The sequence below is a fragment of the Pseudooceanicola nitratireducens genome, from assembly GCF_900109195.1.
GTDB classification, from domain to species: Bacteria; Pseudomonadota; Alphaproteobacteria; order Rhodobacterales; family Rhodobacteraceae; genus Pseudooceanicola; species Pseudooceanicola nitratireducens.
In genome coordinates this window covers 732,769-752,829 of the sequence record NZ_FNZG01000003.1, presented here as the reverse complement: position 1 = coordinate 752,829, position 20,061 = coordinate 732,769, and the positions used below count along the sequence as shown (strand labels likewise).

22 protein-coding genes are annotated in these 20,061 nt (G+C 66.0%); 6 read left to right on the top strand and 16 right to left on the bottom strand.

Annotated features, from left to right (window positions below; all coding sequences use genetic code 11):
- Positions 1-136 precede the first annotated feature (136 nt).
- The 3 genes from BMX99_RS14240 to ubiA all read right to left on the bottom strand — a co-directional run bounded on the left by BMX99_RS14240 (position 137) and on the right by ubiA (position 3,538).
- Complete coding sequence (locus BMX99_RS14240; protein WP_093453051.1) at positions 137-457, bottom strand: hypothetical protein; 321 nt, start codon at positions 455-457, stop codon at positions 137-139.
- Positions 457-2,469 (bottom strand): OmpA family protein, encoded by a 2,013-nt coding sequence (locus tag BMX99_RS14235; protein WP_093453049.1) that lies wholly within the window; start codon positions 2,467-2,469, stop codon positions 457-459. Before BMX99_RS14235 ends, BMX99_RS14240 begins: the two co-directional genes overlap by 1 nt.
- Before the next feature lie 70 nt (positions 2,470-2,539).
- Complete coding sequence (gene ubiA / locus BMX99_RS14230; RefSeq protein ID WP_093453046.1) at positions 2,540-3,538, bottom strand: 4-hydroxybenzoate octaprenyltransferase; 999 nt, start codon at positions 3,536-3,538, stop codon at positions 2,540-2,542.
- A gap of 12 nt (positions 3,539-3,550) precedes the next feature.
- Between ubiA and BMX99_RS14225 the strand changes: the two genes are divergently transcribed.
- From BMX99_RS14225 to BMX99_RS14215, 3 genes are all read left to right on the top strand, one after another.
- On the top strand, positions 3,551-4,279 hold the full coding sequence (locus tag BMX99_RS14225) for a 16S rRNA (uracil(1498)-N(3))-methyltransferase (RefSeq protein WP_093453366.1): 729 nt from the start codon (positions 3,551-3,553) through the stop codon (positions 4,277-4,279).
- The gene (locus tag BMX99_RS14220) at positions 4,276-4,794 is read left to right on the top strand and encodes a hypothetical protein (protein ID WP_093453044.1); all 519 of its coding nucleotides are present in this window, start codon (positions 4,276-4,278) and stop codon (positions 4,792-4,794) included. The genes BMX99_RS14225 and BMX99_RS14220 overlap by 4 nt, the downstream gene beginning before the upstream one ends.
- A 61-nt stretch (positions 4,795-4,855) precedes the next feature.
- Entirely contained in the window at positions 4,856-6,226 is a 1,371-nt protein-coding gene (locus BMX99_RS14215) for a glutamate--cysteine ligase (RefSeq protein ID WP_093453042.1), read from the top strand.
- Positions 6,227-6,323: 97 nt separating this feature from the next.
- Here BMX99_RS14215 and BMX99_RS14210 read toward each other — a convergent pair whose 3' ends face one another.
- The 6 genes from BMX99_RS14210 to BMX99_RS14185 form a co-directional block, all read right to left on the bottom strand.
- The gene (locus tag BMX99_RS14210) at positions 6,324-6,887 is read right to left on the bottom strand and encodes a GbsR/MarR family transcriptional regulator (protein ID WP_244525524.1); all 564 of its coding nucleotides are present in this window, start codon (positions 6,885-6,887) and stop codon (positions 6,324-6,326) included.
- A gap of 80 nt (positions 6,888-6,967) precedes the next feature.
- Positions 6,968-7,576, bottom strand: a complete 609-nt coding sequence (gene plsY, locus BMX99_RS14205) for a glycerol-3-phosphate 1-O-acyltransferase PlsY (protein ID WP_093453038.1) — start codon at positions 7,574-7,576, stop codon at positions 6,968-6,970.
- On the bottom strand, positions 7,573-8,859 hold the full coding sequence (gene pyrC / locus BMX99_RS14200) for a dihydroorotase (RefSeq protein WP_093453036.1): 1,287 nt from the start codon (positions 8,857-8,859) through the stop codon (positions 7,573-7,575). The genes plsY and pyrC overlap by 4 nt, the downstream gene beginning before the upstream one ends.
- On the bottom strand, positions 8,856-9,416 hold the full coding sequence (locus tag BMX99_RS14195; protein WP_093453033.1) for a hypothetical protein: 561 nt from the start codon (positions 9,414-9,416) through the stop codon (positions 8,856-8,858). The genes pyrC and BMX99_RS14195 overlap by 4 nt, the downstream gene beginning before the upstream one ends.
- Positions 9,413-10,357 carry an aspartate carbamoyltransferase catalytic subunit gene (locus BMX99_RS14190; protein ID WP_170848711.1) on the bottom strand — a complete coding sequence of 315 codons (945 nt, stop codon included), beginning with the start codon at positions 10,355-10,357 and terminating at the stop codon, positions 9,413-9,415. The genes BMX99_RS14195 and BMX99_RS14190 overlap by 4 nt, the downstream gene beginning before the upstream one ends.
- A gap of 290 nt (positions 10,358-10,647) precedes the next feature.
- The gene (locus BMX99_RS14185; protein ID WP_093453029.1) at positions 10,648-11,664 is read right to left on the bottom strand and encodes a ribose-phosphate pyrophosphokinase; all 1,017 of its coding nucleotides are present in this window, start codon (positions 11,662-11,664) and stop codon (positions 10,648-10,650) included.
- Positions 11,665-11,769: 105 nt separating this feature from the next.
- Here BMX99_RS14185 and BMX99_RS14180 point away from each other — a divergent pair, with 105 nt between their 5' ends.
- Together BMX99_RS14180 and BMX99_RS14175 are read left to right on the top strand one after the other, a co-directional pair.
- Positions 11,770-12,372: a 2-hydroxychromene-2-carboxylate isomerase gene (locus tag BMX99_RS14180; protein WP_093453027.1), complete on the top strand. Its 603-nt coding sequence runs from the start codon at positions 11,770-11,772 to the stop codon at positions 12,370-12,372.
- Complete coding sequence (locus BMX99_RS14175; protein WP_093453025.1) at positions 12,369-13,178, top strand: alpha/beta fold hydrolase; 810 nt, start codon at positions 12,369-12,371, stop codon at positions 13,176-13,178. Before BMX99_RS14180 ends, BMX99_RS14175 begins: the two co-directional genes overlap by 4 nt.
- A 213-nt stretch (positions 13,179-13,391) precedes the next feature.
- Here BMX99_RS14175 and BMX99_RS14170 read toward each other — a convergent pair whose 3' ends face one another.
- The 6 genes from BMX99_RS14170 to BMX99_RS14145 form a co-directional block, all read right to left on the bottom strand.
- Entirely contained in the window at positions 13,392-14,429 is a 1,038-nt protein-coding gene (locus BMX99_RS14170) for a threonine aldolase family protein (RefSeq protein WP_093453023.1), read from the bottom strand.
- Positions 14,429-14,935 carry a YcgN family cysteine cluster protein gene (locus BMX99_RS14165; protein ID WP_093453021.1) on the bottom strand — a complete coding sequence of 169 codons (507 nt, stop codon included), beginning with the start codon at positions 14,933-14,935 and terminating at the stop codon, positions 14,429-14,431. Before BMX99_RS14165 ends, BMX99_RS14170 begins: the two co-directional genes overlap by 1 nt.
- Entirely contained in the window at positions 14,932-15,900 is a 969-nt protein-coding gene (locus BMX99_RS14160) for a bifunctional riboflavin kinase/FAD synthetase (protein WP_093453019.1), read from the bottom strand. Before BMX99_RS14160 ends, BMX99_RS14165 begins: the two co-directional genes overlap by 4 nt.
- Positions 15,901-15,999: 99 nt before the next feature.
- Entirely contained in the window at positions 16,000-16,443 is a 444-nt protein-coding gene (locus BMX99_RS14155; protein ID WP_093453017.1) for a MaoC family dehydratase, read from the bottom strand.
- A 113-nt stretch (positions 16,444-16,556) separates the two neighbouring features.
- Positions 16,557-17,432, bottom strand: a complete 876-nt coding sequence (locus BMX99_RS14150) for a TIGR01459 family HAD-type hydrolase (protein ID WP_093453015.1) — start codon at positions 17,430-17,432, stop codon at positions 16,557-16,559.
- Positions 17,433-17,716: 284 nt separating this feature from the next.
- Positions 17,717-18,637, bottom strand: coding sequence for a manganese-dependent inorganic pyrophosphatase (locus BMX99_RS14145; RefSeq protein ID WP_093453013.1), 921 nt, complete (start codon positions 18,635-18,637; stop codon positions 17,717-17,719).
- A 281-nt stretch (positions 18,638-18,918) separates the two neighbouring features.
- On the opposite strand from BMX99_RS14145, the gene BMX99_RS14140 reads away from it, so the two are divergent.
- Positions 18,919-19,350 carry a winged helix-turn-helix transcriptional regulator gene (locus BMX99_RS14140; RefSeq protein ID WP_093453011.1) on the top strand — a complete coding sequence of 144 codons (432 nt, stop codon included), beginning with the start codon at positions 18,919-18,921 and terminating at the stop codon, positions 19,348-19,350.
- 9 nt (positions 19,351-19,359) lie between these two features.
- Here BMX99_RS14140 and BMX99_RS14135 read toward each other — a convergent pair whose 3' ends face one another.
- Positions 19,360-20,061, bottom strand: a complete 702-nt coding sequence (locus BMX99_RS14135) for a ZIP family metal transporter (RefSeq protein ID WP_093453009.1) — start codon at positions 20,059-20,061, stop codon at positions 19,360-19,362.

Genomic DNA, 20,061 nt, shown 5'->3' with positions numbered 1-20,061 from the left:
CCAGATCCGGACGGATTTCTGATCTTGGGACGACTCCGTGGCCGACCGCGCCAGAATTCCAGCTTTGGTCGCCTGCCCGATAGGGGCGGTTTCAGGGGTCGGTTATAGGGGCCGATTTCCGGGGGCGGGGGCGGCGTTAGTGGCCGCGTTCCAGCTGAGTGCGCAGGTCTTCGGCTTCGTGGCGGGCTTCGCGCAGGCCTTCCATGGCGGCGGAAAGCTCGGCCTCGGTCTGGGACAGCTGGTTGGTCAGCTCGGCCTCGCGCTGCTGCAGGTAGGTGATGGCCTGGTCGCGCATCTCTTCGGCTTCGTGCAGCTCTTGCGCCATGCGCTCAAGTTCGCCCATGTCGGCCTTGGAAACGCGGGTGAAGCGGTGGATCAGCCAATAGGCAAACCAGCCAAGGCCAAAGGCAATAAACAGGATGATCGCGATGGCGATCACAAACTCGGCTCTGTTCATTACTCTGTCTTCTCCTGACCCGCGGCACTGCCCTGTTCTGCGTCGGAACCATCGGTGGATTCAAGTGCAGAATCACCAGAGGAATCCGAGGCTTCAGGGTCCGCATCACCGTTGTCTTCGACGTCGTCGCCGCTGCCCTCATCGGCGGTCTCGGTGGATTCGGTGCCCGTATCTTCGGCCGCGTCATCCGCGGCCTCATCGGTGGCAGAGGCAACAAGAGTGAATTCGATGCGGCGGTTGGCCTCGCGGCCCTCTTCGGTGTCGTTGTCGGCGATCGGCTGGGTTTCCCCGAAGCCGGTGGCGACGAAACGGCCGGTCTGGACGCGGCGCTGGCGCAGCTCGGTCAGGACGGTGTCGGCGCGTTGCTGCGACAGGTCGAGGTTCATCGATTCACGCCCCTGGCTGTCGGTATGGCCGCCGATTTCCAGCGCCACGGGGCCGCAGAAGGTCAGGACGCGGGCCAGGTCGTCCAGGATCACGCGGCTGTCGCCGGTGACCGTGGCCGAGCCGGGTTCGAAGTTGATCTTGCGGTTGGACTGGATGGCCTGGACATCGGCCAGGCATTCCTGCGGCGTGGGCAGGGCGGCCTCGGGGTCGAGCTTTTCGTCATAGGCGACGTCGATCGAGAAGTTTTCGCCTTCGCCCAGCCGTTCCGAAAGGATGCGGGCGATGTCGGCGCTGGCGTCCTGGTTGCCGGTCACGCCGCGCACGTCGACATTGGCTTCGCGCACGACCACGGCCCCGTTGTTCAGCGCCGAAAGCGCCTCGATGCCCGCCAGGACGCGCAGCGACCAGGGCTGGGGCAGGGTGTCGTCCATGCGGGCGGCGAAATAGACCTTTTCACTGCCGAAGCGCGACTTGGCATAGCTTTCGGCGGCATCGCGGGACAGGTCATCGCGGATGCGGCCGCGCAGCTGGACCTGGCCCTCGGGCGAGAGGATGGCGGTGAATTCCACCGGGCCCTGGGGCGTCGCGGCTTGCGCATCGGGGAAGACGGCGTGCAGGGCGAAGACATCGGGAAGGGCGTTCTCCAGTTCCCCCACGACACGGTCGAATGTGGCGCGGTCGCTGGCTTCGGCGGCGATCAGGGTGATGTCGGTGTCGGAAAAGGTGACGCTGCCTTGGCCGATGCGGCCTAGTGCGAGGATGGCCGAACTTGTCGCCTCGGCCCATTCCGGGGAAGGCACGCCCAGTCCGAGGGTGCAGCGCGCATCGCCGGAAAAGCCGGTGCCACGGGCGGCGGTCAGGATGCGTTTCTGCGCGGCCTCGGTGTCGACGGAACAGGCGTCAAAGCGGGCACCGTCGCCGTCGATCAGGTAGCGCAGGGTAAAGGGCGTGATCACCGGGCGCGGGGCCGAGATATCCAGGGTCAGCGCGACGGGGCCGGGCGCGCGGCGGGTCAGCTGGGTTTCCAGCTGGCGCTTTTTCTCGGCGCTGTTGGCCATGGCAGTGATGGTGACATCGCCGGCGGCGAGCGAAATCTTGGACCGGGGCAGGTCGCGCAGGGCGGCGATGGCATAGTCGACGGTCAGCGGCCAGGTTTCCGGCGTGGCATAATCGGCGGTTTCCAGCAGGTCCGAGACCTCGTTCACGCCGGGCAGCTTGGACAGGCGCGCGATCAGCTCGTCCCGGTCGGTCGAGGCGGGGATCAGGCCGATCAGGTTCAGCCGGCCGTCATTGCGCAGCATCTCGATGGAAAAGCGCGGCGGGGCGATGCCCTTGGAGGCGGTGACCTCCATCTCGTCGATGACGCGGCTGGCGTCGACCACGGTGCCGGCCAGGGTCATGGCGCGAAAGCGCAGCGCCTCGCTCGGGGCGGTGCCGGTCAGTTCGATGCGCAGCCCATTGGCGGTGACATCGGCCCAGTTCATCGCCTCGCGGTCAAGTTCGTAGCGCACGCCATCGGCCGAGGACCGTTCGACCGCGAGGGCCGAGAAGAAGGCGACGATCACCGAAAGGAGGGCAGCGGCGGTGAAGGTGCCGCCAAGGATCGTGACTGTAGACAGACGCATGTCGGCCCCGGAGTAGTGGCGAGTTCTTTAGCGATGCGGCGGGTTTAAGGGCAAAGCCCCTGCGGCGCAATCACACCAGAAGGGCAGCGGCGAAAAACGGCAGAGGCAGAAGGCCCGCATCGCGGTTGGCGCGGAACAGCATCAGGCAGCGGTCGTTGTCGTCGATGTCGAGCCGCCGGAGCTGCCAGACCATGTGCCAGCCAAAGGCCCAGGGACCGGCAAGCGCCAGCACCAGCGCCAGCGGATTGGCCCCGGGCAGCATCGCGCCCAGCACCGTCAGGGCCATCAGCGCAACCGAGGCCACGAGGAACCGGCGCAGCCAGCGCGGCGTCTGGTCTGCAAACAGGCGGGCGGTGGATTTCACGCCGATCAGCGCGTCGTCTTCCTTGTCCTGATGGGCATAGATCGTGTCGTAGAACAGGGTCCAGGCGATCCCGGCGATATACAGGACGAAGGGCGGCCAGGACAGCGATCCGGTATGCGCCGCCCAGGCCAGAAGCGCGCCCCAGTTGAAGGCGAGGCCCAGGAAAATCTGCGGCCACCAGGTGAACCGCTTGGCAAAGGGATAGATCGCCACCGGCAGCAGCGACAGCACGCCCAGGGCGATGGCGGCGGGCGGGAAGGTCAGCAAGATGCCAAAGGCGATCAGCGCCTGCAGGGCCATCCAGACGGCCGCCTGTTTCGCGCTGACCTGCCCCGAGGGGATCGGCCGCGACCGGGTTCGCGCCACGGCCCCGTCAAAGTCGCGGTCGGTGATGTCGTTCCAGGTGCAGCCCGCACCACGCATCAGCCAGGCCCCGGCCCCGCAGCCGACCGCGATCCACAGATCGGAAAGTGAGGCGCGCCCGTCCGACAGCATCGCCAGCAGCAGTGACCACCAGCAGGGCAGCAGCAGCAGCCAGGTGCCGATCGGCCGGTCCGCGCGGCTGAGGCGCAGGTAGGGGCGCGTCCAGGCGGGGGCATAGCGGTCGACCCAATTGCCGCGCACCGCGTCGGCGACCTCTCCCTGTGTCGTTTGGGTTGCGGTTTCGGTGGTTGCGGCCTCTGGTGTCGGGTCGTTGGCGGACATATGTTGGGCCTCATGGAACGAGCAAAAGTCAGGCTGTATGTAGATCAGCCCCTGGGGCAGGGGCAAACGGTTCCTCTGGACCGCGATCACGCCAATTATCTTTTCAACGTCATGCGCATGGGCGTGGGTGATGCCGTGGCCCTGTTCAACGGGCGCGACGGCGAATGGCGCACAGAGGTGGTGCAGGCCAACAAGCGGGCGGGTGTTCTGGCCTGCCAGGGGCTTTCGGCCCCGCAGGGCGAGGTGCCGGACCTGTGGCTGATCTTTGCGCCGATCAAGAAGGCGCGCACGGATTTCATCGTTGAAAAGGCCGCTGAAATGGGCGCGCGACGGATCCTGCCGGTGCTGACGGAATTTACCAATTCCGAACGTGTGCGGGTGGACCGGCTTCAGGCGCATTGCGTCGAGGCGGCCGAGCAATGTGGTGGCACCTATGTGCCCGAGGTGGCGGAACCGGTGAAGCTGGACGCGCTTCTGGCCGATTGGGACCCGGCGCGGCAGTTGATGTTTTGCGATGAATCCCTCGCGGGCGGCTCCTCCGCCCTGTCCGGCGTCGTCGCGGGCCAGCCCTGGGCGATCCTCATCGGGCCCGAGGGCGGATTTTCCGAAGGAGAGCGCAAGCGGCTGCGGGCGCTGCCCTTTGCTCATCCCGTGTCGCTTGGTCCGCGGATCCTGCGGGCGGATACGGCGGCGGTGGCGGCCATGGCGCTGTGGCAGGACTGCCTGGGCGACTGGTCATGAGCGCGCTGATCCGGCCCGAGCTGCGCGGTTGGGCCGCACGCTGGCGCGAGGCGCTGATGGGCGCGGGCGTCGGTCTGCTGGGGCTGTACTGGGCGCTGAGTTCCTTCGGGATCCTCGCCTGGATCGGCTGGGCGCTGATCCTGGCCGCACCGGTGCTGATCTTTGCCGGGGTCCAGCGCGGGCGCTTCCGCGCGGGCAGCGGCGGGCCGGGCGTGGTGCGCGTGGACGAAGGGCAGATCGCCTATTTCGGCCCGCTGAACGGTGGCATGGCCGCGCGCAGCGAGATCCGCCGCCTGTCGCTGGACAGCCGGTCGGACCCGCCGGTCTGGGTGCTGGAACAGCACGGCCAGCCGGAACTGGCGATCCCGCTGACCGCCGAAGGGGCCGACGCGCTTTTCGATATCTTCGCCGCGCTGCCGGGGATCCGCACCGACCGGATGCTTGAACAAATGCGCACAAGGGGGGCACCTCACCGTGCCGTGATATGGGAAAGACCGGCCCGGCGTCTGCATTGACACCCCCGGCATTTCCGACCATCCCTGTCAGACAACAAGCAAGATCGGAGGCCGCGCCCCCATGTCCATTCCCCAATCCGGAGGCGGCCCGATCGAGCGGCCCGAACAGCTTTCCGAATACCTGGAAAGTGGCTGCAAACCCAAGGACGCCTGGCGTATCGGGACCGAGCATGAGAAGTTCGGCTATTGCAAGGACAGCCTGAAGCCCATCCCCTATGAAGGCGAACGGTCGATCCTGACCGTGCTGGAAGGGCTGCGCGACGGCCACGGATGGGCCCCGCTGGAAGAGGGCGGCAAGCTGATCGGCCTGACCAAGGATGGCGCGAACATCTCGCTTGAGCCGGGTGGTCAGCTGGAACTCTCGGGCGCGCCGCTTGAGACGATCCACCAGACCTGCGACGAGGTGAACGACCACCTGCGCGACGTGAAGGACATTGCCGACAAGGTTGGCGTGGGCTTTATCGGGCTGGGCGCCGCGCCGGACTGGACGCATGAGGACATGCCCCTGATGCCCAAGGGGCGGTACAAGCTGATGGACGCCTATATGCAGGACGTCGGCACCACCGGTCAGATCATGATGCGCCGGACCTGTACGGTTCAGGTGAACCTGGATTTCGCCTCCGAGGCGGACATGATCCAGAAGATGCGCGTGGCCGTGGCGCTGCAGCCGGTGGCCAATGCGCTCTTCGCCAATTCACCCTTCTTCGAGGGCAAGCCGAACGGCGTAAAAAGCTATCGCAACTATGTCTGGCGGCATCTGGATGCGGCCCGCACCGGCATGATCCCCTTTGTCTTCGACGAAGGCTTCGGGTTCGAGGCCTGGGTGCAATACGTTCTCGATGTGCCGATGTATTTCGTCTACCGCGACGGCAAGTACATCAACGCGCTTGGCCAGTCCTTCCGTGATTTCCTGAAGGGCCAGCTGCCCGCGCTGCCGGGTGAGGTTCCGACCCTGTCCGACTGGGCCGATCACCTGACCACCGTCTTCCCGGAGGCGCGGATGAAGAAGTTCATCGAGATGCGCGGCGCGGATGGCGGCCCCTGGCGCCGCCTGTGCGCCCTGCCGGCCTTCTGGGTCGGGCTGACCTATGACCAGTCGTCGCTGGATGCCGCCTGGGACCTGGTCAAGGGCTGGAGCGCGGAACAGCGCGAGGCGCTGCATGTGGCCGCGGGCGAACACGGGCTTCAGGCCAAGGTCGACGGCATCGACATGGCGACCCTGGCGGCCCAGGTGGTCGAGATCGCAGACGCGGGCCTGCGCAACCGGGCGCGACCCGGGGCAGGGGGCCTTGTCGCGGACGAGACGCATTTCCTGAACGCGCTGAAGGAAAGTCTGGAGACCGGCCAGGTGCCGGCCGATGAGCTGCTTGAGAAGTATCACGGCGAATGGAACGGGGATCTGTCACGGATCTACCCGGAATATTCCTACTGATCCCGACTGATCCCGACTAACCCCGCCGGGGCGCGTCCATGGACGCAAGCCCGGCCGCCAGGGGCCGCAGGGCAACGCCGGACAGACAAAAGGCCACCTAGCTGGTGGCCTTTTTCTTTTTCTTCTTGGGTTTCAACGCGTCGCCGGACAGAAGCGCGCCGATCTTCGATCCGATCCGCAGCAGCGACAGCTTGGACGCGCGCGGCAGCTGAGAGATGTCGTCGTACCACCCGTCCAGGGTCTGCATGATCTCGTAGGTTTCGGCGATGCGCGCGCGGACTTCGGGCGGGGTGTCGTCGCCCTCGGCCTGGCCCTGGATGTCGCGCAGGGCGGTCAGGGTGGGGGCAAATTCACGTTCGCGCCGCGCCTCGATCACCGTCTCGACCAGGTCGAAGATGTCGCCGACGCTGGTGAAGTAATCCCGCCGGTCGCCCAGCTGCCGCGTGGTGCGCACCAGCTTCCAGGCCTGAAGTTCCTTCAACCCGTTCGAGATGTTCGACCGGGCTAGATTCAGCGTGCCCGCGATCTCCTCGGCGGTGAGCGGATCGGGCGAAAGGTGCAGAAGGGCGTAGATCTGCGCGACCGAGCGGTTGAGACCCCATCTGGATCCCATGTCGCCCCAGTGCAGGATGAATTCCTGCATGGATGGGCTTAGCTGCATCAATCGTCCCCCTGTTCAATTTCTCTGGTCTATCAAAGACTTCGTAAAAATTCAACGACAGTGGGGGCGATTGGGCGTGACTACTTCTTGCCGATCTTCGGTTCCTGCCCCGCCAGCAGCCGCTGGATGTTCGGACGGTGCCGGATGAAGACCAGAAGGGCCAGCACGATCAGCATGAGGGTGGCATCGGCGCGGCCCAGCAGCAGCGCCCAGATCGGGGCCATGGCCGCCGCCACCAGCGCCGACAGCGACGAGATCCGCAGGATCAGTGCCGTCGCCAGCCAGGTCGCACAGGCCGCCAGGCCAAGCGGGAAGGCATAGGCCAGCAGCAGACCCAGAAAGGTCGCGACGCCCTTGCCGCCCTTGAAGCGCAGCCAGACGGGGAAGCAATGGCCCAGGAAGGCCATCAGGCCGGCCAGCTGCACCGCATCCTCGCCCGCCAGGGCGCGGGCGATCAGCACGGCAGCGGCCCCCTTGGCCCCGTCCAGCACCAGCGTCAGCGCGGCGGCGGTCTTGTTGCCGGTGCGCAGCACGTTGGTCGCACCGATATTGCCCGACCCGATGCTGCGCAGATCGCCCAGGCCAAAGACGCGGGCCAGCACGATGCCGAAGGGGATCGAGCCCAGAAGGTATCCGGCAAGGCCCCAAATCAACAGGGCGGCCGGCGGGGTGATCAGGTCAGGTGTCACTGGGGGCCTCCTAGCGGATCTCCGAAGACCTGGGTGCCGCCGACCCAGGTGGCCTGCACGCGGCCCTGCATCCGGGCTTCGTCAAAGGGGGTGTTGCGCGATTTGGACAGCAGCTTGAACCGGTCCAGCACGAAGGGCGCATCGGGATCGAACAGCACCAGGTCCGCCGGCGCCCCGACGGACAGGCGGCCGCTGTCCAGCCCCAGGCGGCGCGAGGGGTTCAGCGACAGCGCGCGCCACAGCTGCGGCAGGCTCAGATCGCCGGAATGCACCAGCCGCATGGCGGCGGGCAGCAGGGTCTGCAGGCCCACGGCGCCGCTGGCGGCGGCCTCGAACGGCAGGCGCTTGCTTTCCTCGTCCTGGGGCGTGTGCATCGAACAGATGATGTCGATCAGGCCCGAGGCCACGGCCTGGACCACGGCCATGCGGTCGTCTTCGCTGCGCAGGGGCGGCTTTACCTTGAAGAAGGTGCGGTAGTCCGCAACGTCCAGTTCGTTCAGCGTCAGATGGTGGATCGAAACGCCGGCGGTGATGTCCAGCCCGTTGCGCTTGGCACGTTCCAGCGCGGGCAGGGCGCGGGCGGTGGTGATCTGGTCGACGTGATAGCGCGCGCCGGTCATCTCAAGCAGGGCAATGTCGCGGTCCAGCCCCATGCGTTCGGCCATCGGGCTGACGGCGGGCAGCCCGCGGAGCGAGGCGAATTTGCCACTGGTCGCCGCCGCACCCGCGGACAGGATCGGTTCCTGCACATGGCCCACCAAAAGCGCGCCGCGCGACCGGGCATAGGTCAGCGCGCGCGACAGGGCCTTGGTGTCGCTGACGACGTGATCGCCATCGGTAAAGGCCACGGCCCCGGCATCCATCAGGAACCCGATCTCGGTCATCTCGCGCCCGGCGCGGCCCTTGGTCAGCGCGGCCATTGGCAGGACCCGCACGGGCGAGGCTTCGCGCGCGCGGCGGGCGACGAATTCCAGCGTCTCGGGGTTGTCGATGGTCGGCTCGGTGTCGGGACGCGTGACCATGGTGGTCACCCCGCCCGCCGCCGCCGCCGCCCCGGCCGAGCCAAAGCTTTCCTTGTGCCGCTCGCCCGGTTCGCAGATCTTCACGCCGATGTCGACGATGCCGGGGGCCAGGCACATCCCGCCACAGTCGATGCCCTCGGCCACGCCTTCATGGCGCGCGGTGATGAGGCCATCTTCCAGCGTCAGCCCGCCCAGGGTTTCCTCTCCGGTCTCCGGATCGATCAGGCGGGCGTTGGTCAGGGTCACTGTTGTGCGGCTCATGCGCCACCTCCCATCGTGCGGGCCAGGATCAGGCCAAGCACCAGCAGCACCGCCGCGCCCAGCACCAGCCAAAGGCTGTAGCGGTTGCGCCCGGCCGTCACCTCGGGGGCGGTCGGGGTCACCGGCGGGACGGATCCCTGCGCGGTCTCGGCGCTCAGCGGCTCAAGCGTTATCGGGGCCGGGGTCAGCGCCCAGCTGCCCACATGGGCCAGCGGCGCGCGCGGATGCAGCGGCACATGCGCGCCGTCAAAGCCCGCGCCCTTCACGATCACCACCGATCCGCTCAGCGCGTCGATGCGGGCGCGGTCGGGGGCGATGGCACTGTCCTCGACACCGATGCCCTCGGTCAGGAACCCGGTCAGGCCGATGCCCTCCAGGTCCTCGGCCACGGCCCCCTCGACCGCGGCTTCGTCCAGGGCCTCGACGCCAAGCGCATCGCGCAGGGGGAAATCCCCGCTGTCGGGGTCCTCGGTGACGAAATCCCACAGCGCGTCTTCGGGCAGGTCGACCGTGAACAGGTGGATCGTCTCGCGCGGGCCTGATGTCAGATCGCTCATGCCGCGGCCCTCCGGGCGCGCAGGTTCCGGGCCAGAAGGTCCATGGCGGCCATGCGCACGGCCACGCCCATCTCGACCTGTTCCTGGATGACCGACCGGTTGATGTCGTCGGCAATGGAGCCGTCGATCTCGACACCGCGGTTCATCGGGCCGGGGTGCATGACGATGGCGTCGGGCTTGGCATGGGCCAGCTTCTCGGCGTCCAGGCCGAACAGATGGTAATATTCCCGTTCCGAGGGGATGAAGCCGCCGTCCATGCGTTCCTTCTGAAGCCGCAGCATCATGACGACATCGACGTCGCGCAGCCCCTCTTCCATGTCCTCAAAGACCTCACAGCCCAGCTCGGCCATGCCGGCGGGCATCAGCGTGGGCGGGCCGACCAGCCGCAGCCGGTTCTCCATCTTGCCCAGCAGGATCAGGTTGGATCGGGCCACGCGCGAATGGGCGATGTCGCCGCAGATGGCGATGGACAGCCGGTGCAGCCGCCCTTTCTTGCGCCGGATGGTCAGCGCATCCAGAAGCGCCTGGGTCGGATGCTCATGCCGTCCGTCGCCGGCGTTCAGCACCGCGCAGTTCACCTTCTGCGCCAGCAGATCGACAGCCCCCGAATGGGGATGGCGCACCACCAGCAGATCGGGCTGCATGGCGTTCAGCGTCATGGCCGTGTCGACCAGCGTCTCGCCTTTCTTGATGGACGAGGCCTCGAGCCCCATGTTCATCACATCCGCGCCCAGCCGCTTGCCCGCCAGTTCGAAACTGGCCTGGGTCCGGGTGGAATTCTCGAAGAACATGTTGATCTGGGTCAGACCCTTCAACGCATCGCCATGCTTGTCGGCGCTGCGGGACAGGGCGACGTAATCGTCCGCCAGATCAAGGATTTCCCCGATCTCATCCGGGGCCAGCTGTTCAATGCCCAGCAGGTGATCCTGTCGAAAGCCCATCGGTACCCCCATCTTTCGCCCGCTTATAGAAACCCGCCGACCTCAGGACAAGGGCGAGGAAGGGCAAGGACGCGCGCGGGCCCATCCTCTTTGGTTTTCCCGAAATATCCTCGGGGTAGGCGGCCGTGCCCCCGGCACGGACGGCGCAGGGGCAGACAGCCCCTGTCGCGCTTTTCGCACCTCGATCCCGCCGGGACTGCAGCGCCCCCCGCGACCCGCGCGCCGCACCCGTGAGGGGCGGCAAGCCGCCGCGCAGAGGGTGTCGGTCGAGCCGAGGGTCAGGCCAAAAGTTAGGGCCGGAAGACGCCTTCGTAGATCGGCTCCATCGTCGTCGTCTCGAACAGCGACGACACCGAGGTGCCGTTCCAGATGTTCAGCGTCGCCTGGGCGAACAGCGGCGCGGTCGGCAGGATGCGGATCTGCGGGCAGTTGCGCACCGGCTCGGGTGCGGCGATCGTGTCGGTGATCACCAGGTTCTTCAGGACCGAGTTCGAGATCCGGTCGACCGCGGGGCCGGACAGCACACCATGGGTGACATAGGCGTGCACCTCCTTCGCGCCGTAATCCAGCAGCAGCTCGGCCGCCTTGCACAGGGTGCCGGCGGTGTCGCACATGTCGTCGATCATGATCGCGATCTTGTCCTTCACGTCGCCGATCACGGTCATCTCGGCCACTTCGCCGGGCTTCTCGCGGCGCTTGTCGACGATCGACAGCGGCGCGTTGATCCGTTTCGCCAGTTCTCGCGCGCGGGCCACGCCGCCCACGTCCGGAGAGACCACCATGATCTCGTCCATGCGGTCCTTGAACTGTTCGCGGATATCCAGCGCGAAGATCGGGCTGGCATAGAGGTTGTCGACGGGGATGTCGAAGAAGCCCTGGATCTGCGCGGCATGCAGATCCATGGTCAGCACCCGGCTGACACCGGATTCCACCAGCATGTTCGCCACCAGCTTGGCCGTGATCGGCGTACGGGGCTTGGTGCGGCGGTCTTGGCGGGCATAGCCGAAATAGGGGATCACGGCGGTGACCCGCTGTGCCGAGGACCGGCGCAGGGCGTCGGCCATGATCAGCAGTTCCATAAGGTTGTCATTGGCCGGGTTCGAGGTCGACTGGACAATGAACATGTCCTCGCCGCGGACGTTCTCGAAGACCTCGACGAAGATCTCGCCATCGTTGAAGCGTTCGACGCGGGCGTCGACCAGATCGATGCTCTTGCCGCGGTGTATCGACATCCGCCGGGCGATGGATTTGGCCAAGGGCAGGTTGGCATTCCCGGCGATAAGCTTGGGTTCGACGACGTTCGGCATGGCAGCTCCGATTGCGGTATTTGCAGGTGCAGGATGACAGATTCGTGACGTTGAACACCGCTTACCACCCCGCTAGGGTCTTGCCAAACCGCCGAAAGGGTTAACATGCCGCATATCGACTATTATTTCGTGACGATCTCGCCCTGGACCTATCTTGCAGGCACCAAACTGGAAGAGATTGCCGCGAAACACGGGGCGACGATCACCTACAAGCCCTGCGACATGAACCGCGTCTTTGCCTCGACCGGGGGGCTGCCGCTGGCGGAACGGGCCCAGGCGCGCAAGGATTACCGCATGCAAGAGCTGAAGCGCTGGCGCGCCGCCCGCAATATGCCGCTGACGCTGCAGCCTGCGTATTTCCCGACCAATCCCGCGCCCGCCGCCTATGCGATCATCGCGGCGCAGAATGCGGGCGGCGGTGACCTTGGACAGCTGACCCATTCGATCCTGCGCGCCTGCTGGGCCGAGGAAAAGGACGTTTCGGACGAGGCGGTGATCCGCGATTGCCTTTCCTCTGCCGGGTTCGACCCCGAGCTGGCCAACAGCGGGCTGCTGACTGGGGCGATGACCTATGAATCCAACGCCGACGAGGCGGTGCAGGTCGGCGCCTTCGGCGCGCCCTTCTACCTGGTCGACGGAGAAGAGAAGTTCTGGGGCCAGGACCGGCTTGAGCTTCTGGACCGCTACCTAGCAGGAGAGCTGGGGTGACATCACGGATTTACGCGGGTCACGAGACGGCCCTGCGCGCCTGGGACGGCGGCGAGGGCCGCGCGCTGATGGTGCATTGTTCGCTTGGGCACTCCGGGGCCTGGAAGGGCGTGGCCGGGCATCTGGCGGCGACGCATGCCTCGCGCGGGTTTGATCTGCCGGGGCATGGGCGCAGCGGTCCCTGGGACGGGCAGGGCGTCTACCAGGACGTGGTCTGTGCGCAGATCCGCGGCATGATCGCGGATTGGGAAGCCCCGGTCGATCTGATCGGCCATTCCTTTGGCGCGACCGCCTGCCTGCGGGTTGCCTGCACCTCTCCCGAGCTGGTGCGGCGGCTGGTGCTGATCGAGCCGGTGTTCTTCACCGCCGCCTACCGCGCCGATCCCGCCTTTGAAGCAGAACAGATGGCCAAGGGCAGCGAGGTCTACGACAGTTTCCGCGCCAAGGATTATCGCAGCGCCGCCCGCGCCTTCCTGCGCGACTGGGGCGGCGGGCAGCCGTTCGATGCGATGTCGCCCGTGCAGCAGGACCAGTTCGTCGAGCAGATGAAGCTGGTCGAGGCGGTCTATGTCACCAACAACGGCGATCCCGACGGGATGCTGGGGGATGGTCTTGTGGCGCGGCTGCCGATGCCGGTGCTGCTGATCGACGGGGCCGAAAGCCCCGAAGGCAGCCACAGGATCGTGCAGGCGCTGGACGATCTGATCCCCGACAGCCGGTTGGTCACGATCCCCGGAGCGGCGCATATGGTGCCGATTACCCATGCGGATTCGGTCGGGCCGCTGGTGGCGGAGTTTCTGGCGTAGTATTTTTCGGGGCGGGTCGCTTGCTGGCCCTTGCGGGCCTTGCGCGCTGATGGGTGCGCCGTTCCGGCCCGTGTTGCGGGCGGAGAGGGCGACAGGGGCTGTCTGCCCCTGCGCCGGACCCGGGCAGGCCCGGGTCCGGCTACCCCGAGGATATTTTTGGCAAGAGGATGTTTGGGGGTGGTACCGGGTGAAGGGGCCGGGTGGTTTCGTGTGTCAGCCGGCGGCGAGGGCGAGGAAGCGGTCGATCTCGGTAGGGGCGATGGACCAGTCGGTGACCAGTCGGATGGTGACGGCATCGTCGGTGTCGGGCGAGCCCTGCATGATATTGAAGGCGGTGCCTTCGGCCTTGAGGCGTTTGGCCAGGGGCGAGGGGATCGTCAGGAAGGCCATGTTCACGGCCGGTTCATAGTCGAAGGTAACACCGGGGAACTTGCGCAGCCCGTCGGCCAGGCGCGCCATGTTGTCGTTGGCCTGTTTCGCCGTGGTAAGCCAGAGATCGTCGGCCAGGTAGGCGACCATCTGGGCCGAGAGGTAGCGGTGCTTGGAGAAGAGATGCGCCCCGCGTTTGCGGCGCAGCTGGAATTCCGTGGCGCGGGCGGGATCGAAGAGGATCACCGCCTCGACCCCCATGCAGCCGTTCTTGGTGCCGCCGAACGACAGCACATCGACCCCGGCGCGCCAGGTCATCTCCGCGGGGGTGCAGCCCAGGGCGACAAGGGCATTGCCGAAGCGCGCGCCGTCCATATGCACGGGCAGGTCGTGGGATTTGGCCACCGCCGTCAGGGCGCGGATTTCATCGAGCGTGTAGATCTGGCCGCGTTCCGTCGCCTGGGTCAGCGACAGCGGGCCGCGGGCGGGGCCATGGGGAAAGCGGTTGCCCTCGGCCTCGATCGCGCGGGCCAGTGCCTGGGGCGAAATCTTGTCGTCCGTGCCGACCAGGGTCAGCTTGGCCCCGGAGGTGTAGAATTCCGGCGCATTGCATTCGTCTTCGTGGATATGCGCGGTTGGCGAACAGAAGATCGTATGGGTCGGCGGGCAATGGCAGGCGAGGCCCAGGCAATTGGCGGCGGTGCCGGTGGCGACCAGGAACACCTCGGCCTCGGGCGCATCGAAGATCTCGCGCAGCTGGGTGCGAGCCTGATCCATCAGCGGATCGGCCCCGTAGGATCCGGTGAAGCCGGTGTTGGCGGCGACCAGGGCCTCCATCACGGCGGGGTGCACGGGGCCGGTGTTGTCAGAGCCGAAATACATCAGATGGGTTCCTCGATGATATGCTCTTCCCAGTCTTCGTCGGCGATTTCATATTCCGAATAGGTCATGCCCCGGACCGAGACGCCGGCCTGGTGCACGGTTTCCGGATCGCCCGAGATCAGCGGATGCCAGGGGAAGAGGGGGCGGCCTTCGTAGACCAGGCGATAGGCGCAGGTCTGGGGCAGCCAGTACATGTGATCGCCGATGGAATCGGCGGTGAGAGAGATGCAATCCGGCACGAATTGCTTGCGGATCGGGTATTGCGAACACAGGCAGGTGGCATCGTCCAGCAGGCGGCAGGCAACGCGGGTCAGGGCGACCTCACCTGTGTCCTCGTCCTCGAGCTTGTTGAGGCAGCATTTGCCGCAGCCGTCGCAGAGCGCTTCCCATTCCCGGTCCGAGAGCTTGTCGAAGGCGGTCTTTTCCCAGAACCGCGCACGCAGCCCGCTACGGTCAATGGGATCGCTGCGGTCGACGGGGGCGCGGGGCGGAATCGGGCGGCTCATGCAGGGTTCTGTGGCGTGTGGGCCTGAAGATCGTGGGCCAACAGTTTGCGGGCCTCGGCGCAATCGGCATCCATCTGGGCCACAAGGGCGTCGAGGCTGTCGAACTTGGCCTCGGGGCGGAGATAGTCGACCAGCGCGACCGAGAGGGTTTCGCCGTAAAGATCGCCCTTGAAGTCGAAGACATAGGTCTCAAGGTTGGGCGTTTCGCCATTGAACTGCGGCCGCAGCCCGAGAGAGGCGGCCCCGTGATAGCTGCCCTTGTGCGGGCCGGTCAGCACGTCGACCAGCACCGCGTAGACGCCGAATTTCGGCTGGTGCAGCCCGGCGATGGACATGTTGGCCGTGGGATAGCCCAGGTCGCGGCCGCGTTGATCGCCACGGATCACCGGGCCTTCGATGCGGTGCCAGTGGCCCAGCATGGCGGCGGCATCGCGCGGGCGGCCGTCGCTGAGGGCGTTGCGGATGGCGGTCGAGGAGACCTCTTCGCTGTCTTCGGCCACCAGATCGGCGATGGTCACGCCAAAGCCCAGGTCCTTGCCAAAATCCTTCAGCATCTGAATCGTTCCCGCCCGTTTGGCCCCGAAGTGGAAATCCGCGCCGACAACGACGTGGCGCGCGCCCAGGCCCTGGGCCAGCACGCGGGTGGCGAAATCCTGCGGCGACAGGCTGGCCAGCGCGGGGTTGAAGGTCAGTTCATACAGGATGTCGACGCCGATCTTGTCCAGCCGGTGCGCGCGCGCCTCGGTTCCGGTCAGGCGGAAGGGCGGGGCGTCGGGGGCGAACAACTCGCGCGGATGCGGTTCGAAGGTCAGTACGCCAAGCGGGGCGTTCAGGTCCCTTGCCGCCCTGCGGGCCAGGTCGATCACGGCCCGGTGCCCGATGTGGACGCCATCGAAATTGCCGATGGCGACGGAAGCGCCCCGATCGGCCTGGGTGGTGAATTGGTAGTCGCGCACGATCCTCATGGGGCAGGGGTAGCCCCGTGCTGCGGCGGGCGCAAGTGGCGGAGTTGAGGAGGGGCGCTGCCCCTCAAACTCCCCGGAGTATTTCGGGCAAGATGATGATCAGTCGAATTTGCGCGAGGGGGCCAGTACGGTTGCTTCGCCCATCAGGACCTTTTTGCCGTCGACCATGCAGCGGCAGTCCAGTTTGACCCGGCGCTTGGCGTGGTCGATGTCGATCACCTCGACCTCGGCCAGGACCATGTCGCCGGGGCGCACGGGGGCCAGAAACTTCAGCGTCTGCCCCATGTAGACGGTGCCGTGACCGGGCAGCTGTTCGCCGATCACCGCCGAGATCAGCCCGGCGGTCAGCATGCCATGCGCGATGCGGCCTTCGAAGATCGTGTCCTGGGCATAGGCGTCGTCCAGGTGCACTGGGTTCCGGTCGGTGGAGACCTGGGCGAACATCTCGATATCCTCGTCGGTCACGATTTTGCGCAGGTGGCGCGTCATGCCCATTTCGATGTCTTCGATGCAGATCGTTCCGCGCGGGAAATTGTCCAACATACTCTCCACCTTTCGGTTGTCCGATTGGGCGCTGAGCAATAAATGTCCGAAGCTACCCGCTTGTGGGTAACTTTATTACTTTGCGGGCGCAGAAAATCAAGTGGCAATTGGTCCTATCTGAGGAAGCCGATCGCATAGGTGGGCGCGGCCTGTTCGCCATTCAGATAGGCCGTGAGCGCCTGTGGATCAGGCTGTTCGATGGTTTTCGTCTCGCCCGCCGCAAGGCCGCCGGTGATGAAGAGGCTGTCGATCTCTTCGCCCATGGCCCCACGGATGTCGGTGGCGATGCCGTCGCCGATGGCCAGCATCGATTCGGGCGCGACGGATTTGCCCAGAGCCGTCAGGCGGCGGCGGGCCAGGTCATAGATCGGCGGATGGGGCTTGCCGAAGTACAGGCTTTCGCCGCCCATCTCGGAATACAGCTGTGCCACCGCGCCGGCGCACCATTCGCGCCGTTCGCCGCGGTCGACGACGATGTCGGGGTTGGCGCAGAGAAGTTTCAACCCGCGCGTCTTGGCCAGAAGCAGCTGCGGCCGCAGGTCTGCGGGATCGGCCAGCGGGTCGAAGGGGCCGGTGCAGACGATGCCCTCGGCCTCGTCCACGGGCACGGTGGTGATGTCGATGGGATTGTCCTGGATCTTCAGCGGCTGAAGAAAGACGTCCTCTTCTTCCGGCAGACCGATGAAATAGACCTTTTCGCCCACAGCCCCGTCAAAGGCGGCGGCGCGGGCGCTGTCGCCGGATGTGGTGATCACGTCCCAGGCGTCGCGCGGCACGCCGAAGCCTTCGATCTGGGTCTCGACCGCGCCTCGGGGGCGGGGAGAGTTCGTCAGCAGCACGACGGTGCCGCCGCGCTTGCGGTAGGCGACCAAGGCGTCGCAGGCGGCGGGGAAGGCTTTGACCCCGTTGTGCACGCAGCCCCAGAGATCGACGAGCAGCACGTCGTATTGGTCAGAGATCTGGTCGAGCGAGGTGATGATCTGGGTCATGTGGGATCCGTCGGTGAATGGGGTCGCGTTGATCGGCAAGCTAGGCCGGTGCCGGCCGGAAGGCCAGAGCAGGCGATGCGCGGGATGGGCGATTTTCGGGCGCGGGCCGGGGGCGGGGGATTGCAGAATCCTGAGTCTTTTGAATCTCTTGTCCCCGGTTTCTGCGTAGATGATTCAGCTTATCTGATCTTTTGGCTTTGCGCGGGTGATGCGGTGGCGCAGGCCACCCGGCAAAGAAAAAGGGCGCATGACGCGCCCTTTTTGCAAAAGTCGTAAGGTGCAGATCAGACCTTGAGGTTGGGGATGATCTGCTTCTTGCGGGACATGATGCCGGGCAGGACGACGGTGTCGCCATCGACGGTCGCGCCAAAGCTTTTCTCGGCCACGCCCTTCACCAGGTCGTTCGGCACGAACAGCGTGGCTTCTTCGTTCAGGATGTCGACGACGAAAAGCAGGACCTGGTCCACGCCGTCTTCGGCCTCGACCGCCTTGAAGCTTTCCATCAGGCTGTCCTTGCGGTCCAGCACGATCTTCGGTGCGGTGGTTTCCAGAACCGAGACGCGGAATTTCGTGTCGCCGACGGCGTATTCCTTGCTGTCCATGCGGATCAGGTCAGCGTCGGAGAAGGCCGAGACATCGGATTTCGCTTCGAACATTTCGGACGCATAGGCCGAGAGGTCGATGTTCAGTTCCGCCGCCAGCTTGATCGCCAGGTCCTTGTCCTGATCGGTCGTGGTGGGGGACCGGAATTCCAGCGTATCCGAAAGGATGCAGGACAGCATCGCGCCCTTGATGTTGTCGGGCATCTTGGCGGCGTTTTCGCCCATCAGGTTGTACATGATGGTCGCGGTACAGGCGAGAGGCTTGATCGTGATGTCGATCGGGCCCTTGGTTTCCAGGCCGCCGGTCAGCTTGTGGTGGTCGATGATCTGGATGATGTCCGCGTCGTTGATGCTGTCGGGCAGCTCGGCGGGGTTGTTGGTGTCGACGATGACGACCTGTTCACCCTCGGCGACGGTGCTGATGATCTCGGGTTTTTCGAAGCCCCACTTTTCGATGACAAAGGCCGCTTCGGTGTTCGGCTCGCCCAGCAGGGCGGGGGTGGCGGGCGTGCCGCGCACTTCGGAAAGGTACCAGGCCCAGATGATGGGAGAGCCGGTGGAATCGGTGTCGGGCGATTTGTGACCGAAAACCTTGATCGTCATTTTGAGTATCCTGTCGCTGTTCGTTCGCGGGCCTTGGCGCGGTGGCGTCAATTCGGCGCCCTTATAGGCGCGGTCGCACGACTTGTCACCCGGTCGCTGCTGCGATGCGGCGACGCGGCTTGGGGCGGGCGTATCGGGGTCCGTCGGGACTCGCCCAGGTTGTTAGAAGAACGAGCGTTAGGGGTCTGGATTCACGCGCTTTAACTTTACTTGTTTTTTACAAGCAAAAGGCGATATTCTTTAATTGCAGAATGCAAGTGATGTGGACTCAGGGGGCTTTCATGTCGAAACCGACGTCTGAAAACTGGTCCGGCTGTCCGATCCGATACGGGGCCACGGTGCTGGGCGACGCCTGGGCGCTGGTGATCCTGCGCGACCTGATCTTCAAGGAAGCGAAACATTTTGGCGATTTTGTGGCGGCGGGCGAAAGGATCTCGACCAACATTCTGACGGACCGCCTGAAGCGGCTGGAGGACGAAGGCGTGATCACCCGCCGCAAGGATCCCGACCGGGCCGTGCGGGTGATCTATGAGCTGACCGAGAAGGGGCGCGGGCTGGTGCCGGTGATGCTGGCGCTGATCGACTGGTCCGAGGCCTGGGACCCGCAGACCGAAGTGCCGGGCGATTTCATCGCCGCCTATCGCGACGATCCGGGCGCGTTTGCCCAGGCGATCATCGAAGGGCTGACGCCCGAAGGGGCGTCGCCCGAGTAACGCGGCAGATCACCCGCCCAGCTGGGACAGGGCAAAGGCGATCAGCAACCCAAGCGTGACGGCGATGCCGGTGGCCTTGTGGTCCTCTTTGTAGGCCTGGGGGAAAACCTCGGTCGCAAGCGATGCGGTCACGGCCCCGGCGGCAATGGCGCGGATGGCGGCCAAGGGCGCGTCGCCCAGGTCTTGCAGCATCAGGAAGCCGACCACTGCGGCCAGCGCCAGCAGTGCCGCCGTGCCGACCCATAGCGCCATGACCCGGCCGCGCGACATGCCCGATTCCGCCATGCGCTTTGCGCCGCCCGCGGCCTCGGGCAGGTTGGACAGAAGGATGGACCCGGCCAGCGCCGCGACCTCGGGCGCGCCGGTGCCGATCAGGGCGACCCCCAGGGCCAGGTTTTCCGGCACGCCATCGAAGGTGATCGCCAGCAGCAGGCCCTTGCCCTCGGACCCGTCCGAGGCGCGTTCCAGCGCGCTGTCGGCCAGGGTGAAGCCCACGGCCCCAAGCGCGACTGCCAGCGACAGCCCCCAAAGCGGCAGATGGGCCGAGGCCGGCTGGATCAGTTCCGACATGACCGACACGATCAGCGCGCCCCCGGCAAGGGCGACCAGAAAGCCCTCGGTCCGGTCGGGCAGGCGGCCGTACAGCCCCCATGCCGCCCCAAGGATCAGGGCGGCCGAGACGGCGACAACGACAAGTGTCAGTGTAAGCAT

Bases quoted from the DNA above. Each gene is read 5' to 3' on its own strand.
- BMX99_RS14235 (WP_093453049.1), bottom strand. From the start codon at position 2,469: ATGCGTCTGTCTACAGTCACGATCCTTGGCGGCACCTTCACCGCCGCT.
- BMX99_RS14165 (WP_093453021.1), bottom strand. From the start codon at position 14,935: ATGAGCCGCCCGATTCCGCCCCGCGCCCCCGTCGACCGCAGCGATCCC.
- pyrC (WP_093453036.1), bottom strand. From the start codon at position 8,859: ATGAGCCGCACAACAGTGACCCTGACCAACGCCCGCCTGATCGATCCG.
- BMX99_RS14160 (WP_093453019.1), bottom strand. From the start codon at position 15,900: ATGAGGATCGTGCGCGACTACCAATTCACCACCCAGGCCGATCGGGGC.
- BMX99_RS14185 (WP_093453029.1), bottom strand. From the start codon at position 11,664: ATGCCGAACGTCGTCGAACCCAAGCTTATCGCCGGGAATGCCAACCTG.
- BMX99_RS14220 (WP_093453044.1), top strand. From the start codon at position 4,276: ATGAGCGCGCTGATCCGGCCCGAGCTGCGCGGTTGGGCCGCACGCTGG.
- BMX99_RS14180 (WP_093453027.1), top strand. From the start codon at position 11,770: ATGCCGCATATCGACTATTATTTCGTGACGATCTCGCCCTGGACCTAT.
- BMX99_RS14210 (WP_244525524.1), bottom strand. From the start codon at position 6,887: ATGCAGCTAAGCCCATCCATGCAGGAATTCATCCTGCACTGGGGCGAC.
- BMX99_RS14195 (WP_093453033.1), bottom strand. From the start codon at position 9,416: ATGAGCGATCTGACATCAGGCCCGCGCGAGACGATCCACCTGTTCACG.
- BMX99_RS14150 (WP_093453015.1), bottom strand. From the start codon at position 17,432: ATGACCCAGATCATCACCTCGCTCGACCAGATCTCTGACCAATACGAC.
- BMX99_RS14145 (WP_093453013.1), bottom strand. From the start codon at position 18,637: ATGACGATCAAGGTTTTCGGTCACAAATCGCCCGACACCGATTCCACC.
- BMX99_RS14135 (WP_093453009.1), bottom strand. From the start codon at position 20,061: ATGCTTACACTGACACTTGTCGTTGTCGCCGTCTCGGCCGCCCTGATC.
- BMX99_RS14240 (WP_093453051.1), bottom strand. From the start codon at position 457: ATGAACAGAGCCGAGTTTGTGATCGCCATCGCGATCATCCTGTTTATT.
- ubiA (WP_093453046.1), bottom strand. From the start codon at position 3,538: ATGTCCGCCAACGACCCGACACCAGAGGCCGCAACCACCGAAACCGCA.
- BMX99_RS14215 (WP_093453042.1), top strand. From the start codon at position 4,856: ATGTCCATTCCCCAATCCGGAGGCGGCCCGATCGAGCGGCCCGAACAG.
- BMX99_RS14170 (WP_093453023.1), bottom strand. From the start codon at position 14,429: ATGTATTTCGGCTCTGACAACACCGGCCCCGTGCACCCCGCCGTGATG.
- BMX99_RS14155 (WP_093453017.1), bottom strand. From the start codon at position 16,443: ATGTTGGACAATTTCCCGCGCGGAACGATCTGCATCGAAGACATCGAA.
- BMX99_RS14140 (WP_093453011.1), top strand. From the start codon at position 18,919: ATGTCGAAACCGACGTCTGAAAACTGGTCCGGCTGTCCGATCCGATAC.
- BMX99_RS14225 (WP_093453366.1), top strand. From the start codon at position 3,551: ATGGAACGAGCAAAAGTCAGGCTGTATGTAGATCAGCCCCTGGGGCAG.
- BMX99_RS14190 (WP_170848711.1), bottom strand. From the start codon at position 10,357: ATGGGCTTTCGACAGGATCACCTGCTGGGCATTGAACAGCTGGCCCCG.